Raw genomic sequence first — 13,768 nt, 5'->3', positions numbered from 1 at the left:
TGGCCGATTTTTTCATCTCAAGCGCCGAAGTAACCCGCACAGCACTTCTTGAACTTCTGCCCGCTGGCGCACGGGCAACTGTCGTTGCGCCCCAGTTTCAACTGCACCGTCGGATCGATGAAATACCAACGCCCGGCGTTCTGCACAAATGAAGAGCGTTCGCGGTGGCTGTGTTCGCCCTGGCTGTCGTGCCAGCGCGCGGTGAAGGTGACAAAGGCGTGTTCCGGCTGGCCGCCGAAGACTTCCGAGCTTTCGACCTCGAGGCCCAGCCAAGTGCTTTGCGCACTCCAGGCGCCGATTGATTGCCGGTCCAGCCCTGCTTGCTGGGCGGGCAGGGTGGTCGCCACCAGATAATCGATCAGCCCCAGCACATAGGCGCTGTAGCGCGAGCGCATCAAGGCTTCGGCGCACGGGGCCGGGAGGCCTTCGTGATAATGACCGCAGCAGGCATCCAGCAGATTGCCGCTGCCGCAAGGGCAAATGGCTGTACTCATTGCATTACCACCAATATTTCCCGAAGTTTTCCGGATTGGCCCAGAACCGTGAGTTGAGCCAGTCGGGGACTTGTTTGTAGTCAAGCAGATCATAGGTGAACAGAGTCAGAACTTGCTCGTCGCGGGCAAAGCGCTCGCTGGCTTGCAGCGCCAGCGAATAGAAATCGGTTTCCTGCCAGCCACTGGCCGACAGATCCGCCAGCACCGCAATGCGACTGGCGTTGAGATTACGAATGCCACCCAGCAGATTCAGGCCGTCGCGCTTGGGCAAATGTTCCAGGCAATCGACTACAAGGGCCAGATCGAAACGCCGCGCCGCCAGTTCAGCAGGCAAGGCTCCCGGGGCGGCATGGGCCACGCAGGTGTCCGGGTGGGCTGCTTTAAAAGCGGCCAATGCCGGGAATTCACTGGCGCCGATCAGCAGCAAGCGCGCCGGGGCATAGCGATCCAGCAAAGCGGCTAACGCCTGTTGGGGCGTGCGGGAAGAAATGGCGGCGTTCATCGAAGCTCCTCAATCAGACCGCCAAGACTAGCCTGCCTGACTGCGGCAGCAAAGAGCCCTGTCTCGCAGGTTTCCAGCAAAAACGTCGAAGTCCTGTGAACACGGTGGCAAACAGCAGTCGTCTATTGCTGGCGGAGATTAAAACTCCGGTCTTTACTCCCTGAATCGGTTTCAAGCCGATCCCTCAGGAGAAAACTAGATGAGCATAGTTCGGACAGCATTACCCTTGGTTCTGCTAACCAGTGTGTTGACTGGTTGCGCAGGTTTGCAGAAAACCGACTGGCCGACCTGTGCGGCGGTCGGTGGTGTCGTCGGTGCCGGTCTCGGCGCGACCGAGAGTGCATCGTGGGCGGGCGGCGGCGCGCTGATCGTCGGTGGTATGGCGGCGGCCTATTGCTGGGTGCACGGTGATGGCGACGAAGACGGCGATGGCGTGCCGGACAGCCGCGACAAGTGCCCGGGCACGCCTAAAGGTGTGCAGGTCGATGCAGATGGTTGCCCTCCACCCGTCCCTGCGCCAGTGGTTGAAGAAGCCGTAGTGGTCAAGGAAGAAACCATCGTCATCCGCGATGTTCACTTCCAGTTCGACAAAGCCACGCTGACCGGCGCTGACAAAATGGTGCTCGACAAGGTCGCCACGCGCCTGAAACAGGAATCCTCGACTGCGCAACTGACCGTCACCGGTCACACCGACAGCGTGGGCAGCGATGCCTACAACCAGAAACTGTCGGATCGTCGTGCACACTCGGTGGTCAAGTACCTGGTCGAGAGCGGCATACCGCAGGGCAGCTTCGTTTCGGTGACCGGCGCCGGTGAAAGCCAGCCAGTTGCGGATAACAAAACCGCTGACGGTCGTGCTCAGAACCGTCGTACCGAAATCAAAATCAACCGTTAGTCCTCTTGCATCCGCGGCTTGTGCAGTCGCGGATGCGGGTCTTTACTCCTGTGTAACCGGTATGGGCCGGTGACACAGGAGCTTTCACAATGACTGTTTTCTCAAGGTCCGTCTTGCCGGTGCTGCTGCTTGGCAGTTTGCTGACCGGTTGCGCCACTCACAGCGATGGCACTGCCCCCCTCAATCAACGTACGTGGCCGATCTGCAGCCTTCTTGGCGGGCTGGTCGGCGGCGGGCTCGGCGCTATTGAAAGCGCTGGCTGGGCCGGTGGCGGCGCAGCGCTGGGGATTTTAACCGGCGGACTGATCTGTTACGCCCAGGATGGCGATGAAGACGACGACGGCGTGTTCGACCGTCGCGACCGTTGCCCGGATACCCCGGCCAACACGCCAGTCGATCACCGTGGCTGCCCACTGCCGCAGTATCCGGTCGTTGAAAAACCGGTCGAACCGGCGACGCAAACCGAAGTTGTCACCTTGAGCGATGCCGGCGATGTGTTGTTCGCATTCGACAAGTCCGACCTGACCCCGGCAGCGACAGCTCAGCTCGATACCCTGATGGACAAACTGCGCAACGCCGACGTGGTGAGCATCAAGGTGATCGGTCATACCGACAGCAAAGGCTCGGATGCGTATAACCAGGCATTGTCGGAACGGCGCGCCAGCAGTGTGGCCGCTTACCTGCTGAGTCAGGGGCTTGCACCGAACAAACTCACCAGTGAAGGGCGTGGCGAGGGTGAGCCAGTGGCTGACAACGCAACGGACGAGGGCCGCGCGCAAAACCGTCGCGTGGAGTTACATATCAATCGTTAGGATGGGTCTGTAGTCCGCAAGCTAGAGCTGTCGGACGGCGATTAGTGTCGATCCGGCAGCCATTTGGCGGCTGCATAATGATTTTTCATTTTTGCCTCTGGCTTATCCCCCGCAGAAGCCGTTACTGTGCGCCCAAAGAATAATTCGCAACACGGGGGAGCGTATGAAAGTGTTTTGGGGGCTGGGGCGATTATTGACCCTGCTGTTCTGCTGCGTGGTGCTGGCTAATCAGCTGGTGCCGTTCGTACATCCGCTGCACCTGTTGGTCAATCTGGCCGGCGGTCTGCTGTTGCTGATCCATGTGCTCGAAATGCTGCTGTGCAATCGCAGCCTCAAGGGGCGCCCGCACCCTTGGCGTGATCGTGGCCGCATCCTGTTGTTCGGCGTATTCCACCTGCAAACCATCCCGGCCCCGGCCGCTCCGGAGGCTTCTTCCCATGCGTAAACTTTGTCTGCTCGCTGCATTTATCAGCCCGTTGGCCTGTGCCCAGGTGGTCAGCGTCGAAACCAATTCCCTGATGCGCCTGCCAAACACCGCCGGCACCTTGCAACTTGAAAAACTGGAAGTGGCCGATTACGGCACTTTGCTGATTCCCGCCAATGTGACTGAGTTGAGTGTCGGTGAGTTGCGCCTCGGCCATGAAGCGCGGATCGCTATCGTTCCGGGTGAGCAGGCGCTGGACATGAAAGTCAATCGCGCAGAACTGAGCGAAGGCAGCTGGATCACCGCTCGTGGAGCCCCGGGCACTTATGAAAAAGCCGCCCGCGCAGGGCGCAATCTGAATTTGCAATTCAAGGCATTGAACGCATCGCAGCTGCAAGTCGATGCGCGCGGTGGCACGGGCGCGCCGGGGTTTGTCGGTCTTGATGGTGGCAACGGTGAAGATCCGGGCTGCACCTATGGCTCGGCCGGGCACGGTGCGGATGGCAGTGACGGCAGCGATGGCCAGCCAGGTGCACCGGGCGCGCTGGTGCGGCTTGAAGTACCGCGCGAATTTCCGGTCGAGCTGATCAAGGTCAATGTGGCTGGCGGCGCCGGTGGCCCGGCGGGTGTTGGCGGCAAGGCGGGGAAGGGTGGCAAGTCCAAGGGCTGCCTGGTGTACCGCGCCGATGGCGGCAAGAGCGGCAAGGCTGGCGCTGATGGTCAGCCGGGGCCAGTGGGTGCGGCGGGTGCGGTGACTGTGCAACGCCTTTAAAAGCTTTCCCTCACCCCAGCCCTCTCCCAAGGGGAGAGGGGGCCGACCGAGGTGTCTGACGATATCCAACGACCTGAAACATCGTGTCGATTGTGGATTCACGGCAAATTTTTCACGTCGGTGTATTTCTCGAATATCCCCGGATCGGTCCCCTCTCCCTCTGGGAGAGGGCTAGGGTGAGGGCTCCTGATCTTCAGCGTCCGTACTTCAGAACATCGGCCGAGCCGCCGCAATCGCCACCAGCACCAACCCGACAATCAGATTAAGTCCCACCACCCGCCGAATCCGCCCCAGCACCGCCGCACCCGCCGGCCAGTCCTTCGCTTCAACCGCTTTGCGCAACTCCGGCAGCATCAGCCCCTGAATCCGGATAAACAGCGCGGTCATCACCACATACAAACCCATCATCACCTGCACGTATTTCGGTGCGGTCTCGAACCCGACTTGCTGCAGATGCAGCATACCCACGCCGCTGATTGGCAACAGGATCACCGCGACCCAGACCCAGCGGAAAAAACCTTGAAATACTTCTACCCACAGCGTCAGCCGATTGGGGCCGTCCAGAGCCTTCATAGCCGCGGGGCGCAAGACTATCCAGGCGAAAAACATACCGCCGACCCAGACTAAAGCGGCCAGTACATGCAGGGGATAAACGAGGCTAAAAAGTGTCATTGGGGTACTCCGATCTGCGCGATATCGATTAGCGGGGTATGATAGCCGCCGAACCGAATCACTGAAAATTTATCCAGCGTTTTTGCGCCCGACACTCAATGATCAGCACTGAACTCAAAACCACGATCCAGGGCGCCTACTCGCGTTTTCTAGAGGCCAAGAGCCTCAAGCCGCGTTACGGCCAGCGCCTGATGATCGCTGAAATCGCCAAAGTCCTCGGGGATATCGACACCGACGACGAAGGCCGGCGCAGTGGCGACCCCGCGATTGTCGCGGTGGAAGCCGGCACCGGTACCGGTAAAACCGTGGCCTACAGCCTGGCGGCGATTCCGACGGCGAAAGCTGCCGGCAAACGCCTGGTGATCGCCACCGCGACGGTGGCCCTGCAAGAGCAGATCGTCTACAAGGACTTGCCTGACCTGATGCGCAACAGCGGGCTGAATTTCAGCTTCGCGCTGGCCAAGGGCCGTGGTCGCTACATGTGTCTGTCCAAACTCGACATGTTGTTGCAGGAAGGCCACGCGCAAACCGCCACCGCTCAGTTGTTCGAAGAAGAAGGCTTCAAGATCGAGGTCGATGAGGCCAGTCAGAAGCTGTTCACCAGCATGATCGAGAAGCTCGCCGGCAATAAATGGGACGGCGACCGCGACAGCTGGTCGACCGCGCTCGAAGACGCCGATTGGGCGCGACTGACCACCGACCACAGCCAATGCACCAACCGCCATTGCCCGAACTTCGGCCAGTGCGCCTTTTACAAGGCGCGCGAAGGTATGGGCAAAGTTGATGTCATCGTCACCAACCACGACATGGTCCTGGCTGACCTGGCATTGGGCGGCGGCGCCGTGCTGCCCGACCCCCGCGACACCATCTACGTATTCGACGAAGGCCACCACCTGCCGGACAAGGCGATCGGCCATTTCGCCCATTACACGCGTTTGCGTTCCACTGCCGACTGGCTGGAAACCACCGCCAAGAACCTCACCAAGCTGTTGGCCCAACACCCACTGCCGGGCGATCTTGGCAAATTGATCGAGCAAGTGCCGGAGCTGGCGCGTGAGATCAAGGCCCAGCAGCAGTTCATGTTCAGCGCCTGCGAGCAAGTTGCCGATTTCAAACCCGGCGAAGACGTCGAAGGCCGCGAGCGGCCGCGCCATCGCTTTGTCGCCGGGGTCATTCCCGAGCACATGCGTGAAATGGGCATCGAGCTGAAAAAAGGCTTCTCCCGCCTCAATGACCTGTTCACGCGCCTGACCGACCTGCTCAAGGAAGGCATGGATGGCGAGGTCAATATCGGCATCGCCAGCAATCAGGCCGAAGAATGGTATCCACTGTTCGGCAGCCTGTTGTCGCGGGCGTCCGGCAATTGGGAGCTCTGGACCGCGTTCACCGCCGAAGACCCGGAAGACAGCCCGCCCATGGCGCGCTGGCTGACCTTGGCCGAAAGCGGTTCGCTGTTTGATATCGAGGTCAACGCCAGCCCGATTCTCGCCGCTGAAACCTTGCGTCGCAGCCTGTGGAATGTCGCCTATGGTTGCCTGGTCACCTCGGCCACTCTGACCGCCCTCGGCACGTTCGACCGCTTCCGCATGCGTGCCGGTCTGCCGAAGAAAGCCGTCACCGCCGTGGTGCCGAGCCCGTTCCATCACGCCGATGCCGGCGTGCTGCGGGTGCCGGATCTGAAGGCCGACCCACGCGACGCTCCTGCCCACACGGCGGCGATCATCCGTGATTTGCCGGACCTGGTCGAAGGCTCACGCGGCACGCTGGTGCTGTTTTCTTCGCGCAAACAGATGCAGGACGTGTTCGATGGTCTGGACCGTGACTGGCGCAAGCAAGTGTTCATTCAAGGCAACCTGTCGAAACAGGAAACCCTGAACAAGCACAAGGCGCGGGTCGATGGCGGCGATTCCAGCGTGCTGTTCGGTCTGGCCAGTTTTGCCGAGGGTGTCGACTTGCCGGGCGCGTATTGCGAGCACGTGGTGATCGCCAAGATCCCGTTCTCGGTACCGGACGACCCGGTCGAGGCGGCACTGGCGGAGTGGATCGAAGCCCGGGGCGGCAATCCATTCATGGAAATCTCGGTGCCCGATGCCTCGCTGAAGCTGGTTCAGGCCTGCGGTCGTCTGCTGCGTACCGAAGAAGACCGCGGCACCATCACCTTGCTCGATCGGCGGCTGGTCACCCAGCGCTACGGCAAGGCGATCCTCAATGCGTTGCCTCCTTTCCGTCGTGAAATATCCTGAGACATCGGTGGGCAGTTTTGCCCGCCGCGTTGTCTATCTCTCTGCCATCGCTTTTCCATTGGCCATTTGGTCGTTAGGGAGAACTCCGTTCTTATGATCCGCCGTTCGTTGCCTGCCGTATTTGCCTTGATCTTTGCTGCCCCGTTGCTGGCGGCGCCTGCTGGCCAGCAGACTCTGTTCAACTTTGTCCGTCCCGCCGACGTGGTGAAAATCGCCACGGAAAACGCCGACCTGCCGCAAGCCAACGCCGAGCAAACCGCTGAAGGTGAAGTGCTGCGCCGCGTGACGTTCAACGCGGTGGCACGCCCGACGTTGCGTCTGACCCCGCAAACCGGCGCTTGGGACTGGTCGCAGTCCGGCATGATGAGCCTGCGCATTCAGAGCGCGATGAACTGGGCCGTGACGGTCTACGTGCAGATTCAAAGCAACAACGGCCAGACGCTGACCAGTCGTGTCGATCTGCCGGCGGGCCCGGCGCAAACCTTGCTGGTGCCGTTGGTGGCAAGTTCGCCACTGAGCCAGGGCATGAAGGCCGGGCCACCGATGCCGATGACCGTAGATGGCCAGCGCATTCTGCTGGCCAGCAGCAGCGGTGAGATTGATCGCAGCCAAGTGGTATCGGTGAGCCTGTCGCTGGATCAGCCGAAAGTTGCCCAAAGCCTGCTTCTTGAGCGCTTTGGCGTGCAGGACGGCGAGGGGATCACGCAAGCGGTGTACGGCAATCTGGTCGACGCTTACGGCCAATCGACCCGCAGCAAATGGCCGGAAAAAATCTCCAGTGACGAACAACTCAAATCCGCCGCCGCCAAGGAACAGCAACAGCTGAAAACCTGGCTTGCCGAGCGTGAAAAGTCCTCACTGGACAAGTTCGGTGGCTGGAGCAAAGGTCCTGCGTTCAAGGCCAGTGGTTTTTTCCGCACCGAAAAACGTGACGGCCGCTGGTACCTGGTGACGCCTGAAGGGCATCCGTTCTACTCCCTCGGCGTCAACACCGTCAGCCCCGAGGTCAATCAGACCTACGTGGCCGGGCGCGAGTGGATGTTCGAATCCCTGCCAAAACCCGGTGAACCGCTCGCCAGCCATTTCGGCGAAGGCGATAACCGTGGTGGCAACGGTGCCGATCAGGGCCGAGGCTACGGCAACGGGCGCTGGTATGACTTCTATGGCGCCAACCTGCAGCGCTTGAATGGCGAACCGTGCAAACCCGACAGCGACGTCAAGGCCGGGGTGGCCGAAGCGGCCAAGGCCGGCGCGGCTGAGGAAACCGCCGTCAATGCCGCAGAACCGATTGCCACCTCTGAGCAACCCAGGGCTGGCGTCGCTGAGGCGGCCAAAGCGGAATCGGTTGCGCCAGCGGCCCAACCGCCCGCTGCCACGCCGTGTACTGCCACGGTCGATGAGCAGAAGTGGGCCAGTCATACCCTTGATCGTCTTCAGGCCTGGGGTTTCAACACCCTCGGCAACTGGAGTGCAGACGCCGTGGTCGATGCCGAGCGCGTGCCGTACACCTTGCCGCTGTCGATCGTCGGCGATTACACCAGCATCAGCACCGGCAACGACTGGTGGGGCGCGATGCCCGATCCGTTCGACCCGCGTTTCGCCATGGCGACCGAGCGTGCCGTGGCCATCGCAGCCCGCGATCATCGCGACGATCCATGGCTGATCGGCTATTTCGCCGATAACGAACTGGCGTGGGCCGGTCCCGGCGACGATGCGCAATCGCGTTACGCGCTGGCTTACGGCACGTTGAAAATGACCACCGACGTACCGGCCAAACGCGCGTTCCTCAAGCAGTTGCGTGACAAATACCGCAACCAGGCGGGGCTGTCGAAGGCATGGGGTATCGATCTGCCGGCGTGGGAGTTGATGGAAGATCCGGGTTTCGTGCCGCCCATGCCGAACCCGGAGCATCCGGAAATCGAAGCCGATTTCAAATATTTCCAGAAAGTCTTCGCTGACACTTATTTCAAGACCATCTCCGACTCGCTGAAATGGCATGCGCCGAATCAACTGCTGCTCGGCGGTCGTTTCGCCGTCAGTACTCCAGAAGCAGTGGCGTCGTGCGCGCAGTATTGCGATGTACTGAGCTTTAACATGTACACCCTCAAGCCGCAGGACGGTTACGATTTTGCCGCGCTGGGCGCTTTGGACAAACCGGTATTGATCACCGAGTTCAACTTTGGCTCGACCGATCGCGGCCCGTTCTGGGGCGGCGTGACGCAACTGGCCAGGGAAGAGGATCGCGGCGCGGCGTACGCCAACTTCCTCAAGCAGGCGCTGAACGAGTCGTCGATTGTCGGGGTTCACTGGTTCCAGTTTCTCGATCAACCCGTGACCGGGCGTCTGCTGGACGGCGAGAACGGGCACTTCGGCCTGGTCGGTGTGACGGATCTGCCGTATCAAGGATTTGTTGACGCGGTGCGCAAGGGCAATTTGCAAGCTGTCGATCAACTGGGCAAAGAGGCCGCGAAACCGCCGGCTGCGGCGGCTCATGAAGCTGAAGGCGGCCGCAAGGGTGAGGCGGGTAAAGGGCCAGGGGCTGGACACTCGGGCGGGCATTCCGGCAATGGTCACTGAGTTTCAGATAGCCAGGATCACCTGGAGATGACCACCGAGCCCACAGCTGTTCCCAAACCCCTCAAGGACTGGAACAATGCGGGCCACTTTGTAGAGCGTTTTCGCGGGGGAGTTGCGGGTGCAGATTCAGGGACATTACGAGCTTCAGTTCGAAGCGGTGCGCGAGGCTTTCGCCGCACTGTTCGACGATCCCCAGGAACGCGGCGCAGCCTTGTGCATTCAGGTCGGCGGAGAAACCGTCGTCGATCTCTGGGCCGGTACTGCCGATAAGGATGGCGCCGAAGCCTGGCACAGCGACACCATCGCCAACCTGTTCTCCTGCACGAAAACCTTCACGGCCGTCACCGCGTTGCAACTGGTTGCCGAAGGCAAACTGCAACTGGATGTTCCGGTTGCGCGCTACTGGCCGGAATTCGCCGCCGCCGGCAAAGAATCCGTCACCCTGCGTCAATTGCTTTGTCATCAGGCAGGTCTGCCGGCCCTGCGCGAACTGCTCGCGCCCGAAGCGCTTTATGAATGGCAAACCATGGTGGACGCCCTTGCGGCTGAAGCGCCGTGGTGGACGCCGGGCACCGGTCACGGTTACGCCGCGATCACGTACGGTTGGCTGGTCGGCGAACTGCTCCGCCGGGCCGACGGTCGCGGGCCGGGTGAATCGATCGTCGCCCGTGTCGCCAAGCCATTGGGGCTGGATTTCCATGTCGGTCTGGCGGATGAAGAGTTTTATCGCGTGGCGCATATCGCTCGCGGCAAGGGTAATGCTGGCGACGCCGCTGCTCAGCGACTGCTGCAAACGACGATGCGTGAACCCACTGCCATGACCACCCGCGCCTTCACCAATCCGCCGTCGGTGCTCACCAGCACCAACAAACCGGAATGGCGCCGCATGCAGCAACCGGCGGCTAATGGCCACGGCAATGCGCGCAGTCTGGCCGGGTTCTACGCGGGACTGCTTGATGGCAGCCTGCTCGAAAGCGACATGCTGCAGGAACTGACCCGCGAGCACAGCCTCGGCGAAGACAAGACCCTGTTGACCCGCACCCGTTTTGGTCTGGGCTGCATGCTCGATCAACCGGACGTGCCCAACGCCACCTATGGCCTCGGCCCACGGGCCTTTGGTCATCCGGGCGCGGGCGGCTCCATCGGTTTTGCTGACCCGGAGCACGATGTCGCGTTTGGTTTTGTGACAAATACGCTTGGACCGTACGTCTTGATGGATCCGCGTGCGCAGAAGCTCGCGCGGGTGCTAGCCACTTGTCTGTAAAGTATCACCCGAGGTTCCAGGGCCGGAACCTCGAAAGGTTTTTCGATTCAAAGCGTCTGTTTATCCGGGCGAAAGTGCTCTGATTTTTCATTACTTCATTTTGTGGATTTTCAATGTCAGCTAAAACGACTCTCGCCCTGGCCCTGTGTGTTGCGATCACCGGTTGTGCACAGACTCCTAAAAACGACGCGGACGGCGGCACCTGGTGGCCGTTCGGTTCTTCCGACAAAGTGGCGGCCAATGAGCCTGCACCGACTCCAGCTCCGGCGCCGCTGAAGCCTGCCGCCACCGCGCCGGTTGCCAAGGCTGAAAGCAGCAATCCGTGGTACTGGCCGTTCGGCTCCGATGATGCCGCTGCCAAAGCTGACATCAAGGCCGAAGTAGCACCTGAAGCCAAGAAACCGGTCTCCTTCGCCAAGGCTGAAGCTGACGCAGGTGGAAAATGGTGGTGGCCGTTCGGCGGCAAGGATAAGCCTGTGACCAAAGCGGTGCCGATGCCGGATCCGAAAGTCACCCAGGCCTGGCTCGACGATTACGAGCCGCGTCTGCGCACCGCCATCAAGGACAGCAATCTGCAACTCGAGCGCCGCGAAAACGTGCTGGTGGTCACCGCGCCGGTTGAAGGTTCGTTCAACCCGGATCGCCCGTCGATGTTGCTGCCAGTCACCCTCGGCCCGTTCACCCGGGTGGCGAAAATCCTCGAAGCCGACCCGAAAACTGCCGTGCTTGTACTGGGTCACAGCGACACCAGCGGTGCTGCTCCAGCCAACGTCAAACTGAGTCAGGAACGGGCCCAGGCCATTGCGGCGATTTTCCGCCTCAGCGGTTTGCAGCGTGATCGTCTGATGCTGCGCGGCATGGGTTCTGAAGCGCCACGTGCGGCCAACGACAGCGTTGAAGGCCGTGCGTTGAACCGTCGTGTTGAACTGCTGGTGACCCCGCAAAACACCATGGTTGCGTTGCTCAGCAAATACAACATGCCGGCGCCGAAGCCAGTGACCCTGGTTGCTGCGCAAGACGTCAAGCCAGTGGCCAAACCGGTGACGCCAGCCCCGGCCGCGAAGAAAGCTGCTGTACCAGCCGCCAAAAAGGCCCCGGCCAAGAAAGCTGCCGCCAAGGCTCCGGCGAAAAAGGCTCCGGCCAAAGCTCCAGCAAAGAAGACTGCTCCAGCCAAAGCCGCGGCGACCGACAAGAAAGTCGCCGCCACCGATGCCGCCAAGAAGTGATCCGCTAACGAAAAGGAATGCGCCATGACCCAGGCTCTGGCAGATATGCGTCGTGATTACACCCGTGATGGCCTGACCGAGGCGCAAGCCCCGGCCGAGCCGTTTGCGCTGTTCCACCAGTGGTTTGCCGATGCTGTGAAAACCGAGCAGGCGCCGGTTGAAGCCAACGCCATGACCGTGGCCACAGTAGATGCGGACGGGCGTCCGCATTGCCGCATTCTGTTGCTCAAGGGCCTGGACGAGCAGGGGTTCACCTTCTTCACCAACTACGAAAGTGCCAAGGGTCAGCATCTGGCGGCGAATCCGTTCGCGGCCATGACCTTCTTCTGGCCGACCCTTGAGCGTCAGGTGCGCATCGAAGGTCGGGTGGTGAAAGTCACGCCTGCAGAGTCCGATGCGTATTATCAAGTGCGTCCATTGGGCAGCCGTCTCGGTGCCTGGGCGTCGCCGCAGAGCCGGGTGATCAACGGGCGAGGGGAGCTGGAAGATTTGCTCAAGGCCACCGAGCAGCGCTTCAGCGATACCCAGCCGGATTGCCCGGAACACTGGGGCGGTTACCGCTTGCTGCCCGAGCGCATCGAGTTCTGGCAGGGCCGTGCCAGCCGACTGCACGATCGCCTCAACTACCGTTTGCAAGGCGCCGACTGGATTCTTGAACGTCTGGCACCTTAAGCAGTCTACCGAGCGAGATAGCCTGCCGCTGCGGCCTCCAGCCACATCGGCAGGTCTCTGCGCTTGATCTTCAGCGACTGAGCGCGGGCCAACTGATCGAGCATGAATGCACGTTTGCCTTCATCCTTGCCGGCCAGTGACAGCGCGAGGTCGCGGTCCATCCAGCGTTTGATCCGCAAGTACAGCCACCCGTGGAAGTACAGACCGGCGACGGTGGTAACGACGATGATGAAGTAATCCATGAAAATCCTCGGGGCGGTGGCGCAGGATCGGTCATTTGGCGCTAAGGTTGGGATTCTGAGGGAAGAGCACAGGCGTCTGTACCTCGCCTGAATGAAAGCCAATTTATCCGCACTGCGTCGTGACAGACGTCAAGCTGCGGAGTTTAATGAATAGATGTTCTTTTGGAGTTGATGCTATGCGTAAGTCTGTTCTGCTGGTTGCTTCCTTTTCCACGATGGCGATGTTGCTTACCGGTTGCCAATCGAACCTGACCGGTGACTCCTACTCCCGTGACGAAGCGCGTCGCGTGCAGACGATTCGCATGGGCACCATCGAATCCCTGCGTCCGGTCAAAATCGAAGGCACCAAGACCCCGATTGGCGGCGCGGCAGGCGCTGTGGTCGGTGGTGTTGGTGGCAGCGCTATCGGCGGCGGCAAGGGCAGTATCGTTGCTGCTGTCATCGGTGCGGTGGCGGGTGGTCTGCTCGGTTCCGCAACCGAAGAAGGCCTGACCCGTACTCAAGGCGTGGAAATCACCGTTCGTGAAGACGACGGCAGCATGCGCGCCTATGTGCAGCAGGTTCAGGAAAATGAAGTGTTCCGTGTCGGCGAGCGGGTACGGATTTCGACTGTTGGCGGGACTAGCCGCGTTTCGCACTAAGCGAAATTCAGGGTAAAGAAAACCCCGATCAGGTGAGCTGATCGGGGTTTTTTGTGGACTTTGCCTTTTTGAATCAAGTTTTTCAGTCTTCGCGACAAAGACCGATGCAGTAAATCAAATCGTCCCTGAAGGGCGTATTGACGAGCTGCATGATTTCTCTCGCTTGGGTTTGCGTCAGGTCATGCTCACCCATTGGTACGTCTTTCAGGGATTTCCATCCCATAACGTTGAGAACTGCTTGCTCAGAAGTCTGCGGTACATCTTTGTCATATTGCAGAGAGTCGTCTGGATTTGATTCTGGGAAAAATCCAGAAAGAGCTAAAAAAATCATT

15 protein-coding genes are annotated in these 13,768 nt (G+C 60.5%); 10 read left to right on the top strand and 5 right to left on the bottom strand.

Annotated features, from left to right (window positions below; genetic code table 11):
- Positions 1-17: 17 nt before the first annotated feature.
- Positions 18-494 (bottom strand): YchJ family protein, encoded by a 477-nt coding sequence (locus IEQ42_RS02105; RefSeq protein WP_115146436.1) that lies wholly within the window; start codon positions 492-494, stop codon positions 18-20.
- Between the two features lie 4 nt (positions 495-498).
- Positions 499-996 (bottom strand): DUF6231 family protein, encoded by a 498-nt coding sequence (locus IEQ42_RS02100; protein ID WP_042557963.1) that lies wholly within the window; start codon positions 994-996, stop codon positions 499-501.
- Between the two features lie 199 nt (positions 997-1,195).
- On the opposite strand from IEQ42_RS02100, the gene IEQ42_RS02095 reads away from it, so the two are divergent.
- From IEQ42_RS02095 to IEQ42_RS02080, 4 genes are all read left to right on the top strand, one after another.
- Positions 1,196-1,891 carry a PA1041 family peptidoglycan-binding anchor lipoprotein gene (locus IEQ42_RS02095; RefSeq protein WP_042557964.1) on the top strand — a complete coding sequence of 232 codons (696 nt, stop codon included), beginning with the start codon at positions 1,196-1,198 and terminating at the stop codon, positions 1,889-1,891.
- 89 nt (positions 1,892-1,980) lie between these two features.
- Positions 1,981-2,703, top strand: coding sequence for a PA1041 family peptidoglycan-binding anchor lipoprotein (locus IEQ42_RS02090; RefSeq protein WP_210702407.1), 723 nt, complete (start codon positions 1,981-1,983; stop codon positions 2,701-2,703).
- Positions 2,704-2,866: 163 nt separating this feature from the next.
- On the top strand, positions 2,867-3,148 hold the full coding sequence (locus IEQ42_RS02085) for a DUF1145 domain-containing protein (RefSeq protein WP_150618042.1): 282 nt from the start codon (positions 2,867-2,869) through the stop codon (positions 3,146-3,148).
- Positions 3,141-3,899 carry a collagen-like protein gene (locus tag IEQ42_RS02080; protein WP_210702406.1) on the top strand — a complete coding sequence of 253 codons (759 nt, stop codon included), beginning with the start codon at positions 3,141-3,143 and terminating at the stop codon, positions 3,897-3,899. The genes IEQ42_RS02085 and IEQ42_RS02080 overlap by 8 nt, the downstream gene beginning before the upstream one ends.
- Positions 3,900-4,106: 207 nt before the next feature.
- Here IEQ42_RS02080 and IEQ42_RS02075 read toward each other — a convergent pair whose 3' ends face one another.
- Positions 4,107-4,571, bottom strand: a complete 465-nt coding sequence (locus IEQ42_RS02075; protein ID WP_210702405.1) for a CopD family protein — start codon at positions 4,569-4,571, stop codon at positions 4,107-4,109.
- Positions 4,572-4,669: 98 nt separating this feature from the next.
- On the opposite strand from IEQ42_RS02075, the gene dinG reads away from it, so the two are divergent.
- The 5 genes from dinG (at position 4,670) to pdxH (ending at position 12,553) form a co-directional block, all read left to right on the top strand.
- Positions 4,670-6,814 carry an ATP-dependent DNA helicase DinG gene (gene dinG, locus IEQ42_RS02070; RefSeq protein ID WP_042557969.1) on the top strand — a complete coding sequence of 715 codons (2,145 nt, stop codon included), beginning with the start codon at positions 4,670-4,672 and terminating at the stop codon, positions 6,812-6,814.
- Positions 6,815-6,907: 93 nt separating this feature from the next.
- The gene (locus tag IEQ42_RS02065; RefSeq protein ID WP_210702404.1) at positions 6,908-9,391 is read left to right on the top strand and encodes a beta-galactosidase; all 2,484 of its coding nucleotides are present in this window, start codon (positions 6,908-6,910) and stop codon (positions 9,389-9,391) included.
- 118 nt (positions 9,392-9,509) lie between these two features.
- On the top strand, positions 9,510-10,655 hold the full coding sequence (locus IEQ42_RS02060; protein ID WP_210702403.1) for a serine hydrolase domain-containing protein: 1,146 nt from the start codon (positions 9,510-9,512) through the stop codon (positions 10,653-10,655).
- A gap of 113 nt (positions 10,656-10,768) precedes the next feature.
- Positions 10,769-11,881 (top strand): OmpA family protein, encoded by a 1,113-nt coding sequence (locus tag IEQ42_RS02055; RefSeq protein WP_210702402.1) that lies wholly within the window; start codon positions 10,769-10,771, stop codon positions 11,879-11,881.
- A 24-nt stretch (positions 11,882-11,905) separates the two neighbouring features.
- A complete protein-coding gene (pdxH, locus tag IEQ42_RS02050; RefSeq protein WP_042557973.1) occupies positions 11,906-12,553 on the top strand; it encodes a pyridoxamine 5'-phosphate oxidase in 648 nt (215 codons plus the stop codon).
- A 5-nt stretch (positions 12,554-12,558) separates the two neighbouring features.
- Here the strand turns inward: pdxH and IEQ42_RS02045 are convergent, their stop codons facing one another.
- The gene (locus IEQ42_RS02045; protein WP_210702401.1) at positions 12,559-12,795 is read right to left on the bottom strand and encodes a hypothetical protein; all 237 of its coding nucleotides are present in this window, start codon (positions 12,793-12,795) and stop codon (positions 12,559-12,561) included.
- A gap of 176 nt (positions 12,796-12,971) precedes the next feature.
- On the opposite strand from IEQ42_RS02045, the gene IEQ42_RS02040 reads away from it, so the two are divergent.
- Positions 12,972-13,436, top strand: a complete 465-nt coding sequence (locus IEQ42_RS02040) for an outer membrane lipoprotein (RefSeq protein ID WP_210702400.1) — start codon at positions 12,972-12,974, stop codon at positions 13,434-13,436.
- Between the two features lie 82 nt (positions 13,437-13,518).
- On the opposite strand, the gene IEQ42_RS02035 is transcribed toward IEQ42_RS02040, so the two are convergent.
- The gene (locus IEQ42_RS02035; RefSeq protein WP_210702399.1) at positions 13,519-13,767 is read right to left on the bottom strand and encodes a pyocin S6 family toxin immunity protein; all 249 of its coding nucleotides are present in this window, start codon (positions 13,765-13,767) and stop codon (positions 13,519-13,521) included.
- Position 13,768: the final 1 nt, after the last annotated feature.

This window comes from Pseudomonas iridis (genome assembly GCF_017980685.1).
Classification (GTDB): domain Bacteria; phylum Pseudomonadota; class Gammaproteobacteria; order Pseudomonadales; family Pseudomonadaceae; genus Aquipseudomonas; species Aquipseudomonas iridis.
Note: the sequence above shows the minus strand (reverse complement) of the source record. Positions and strands in the feature narration are given on the sequence as shown.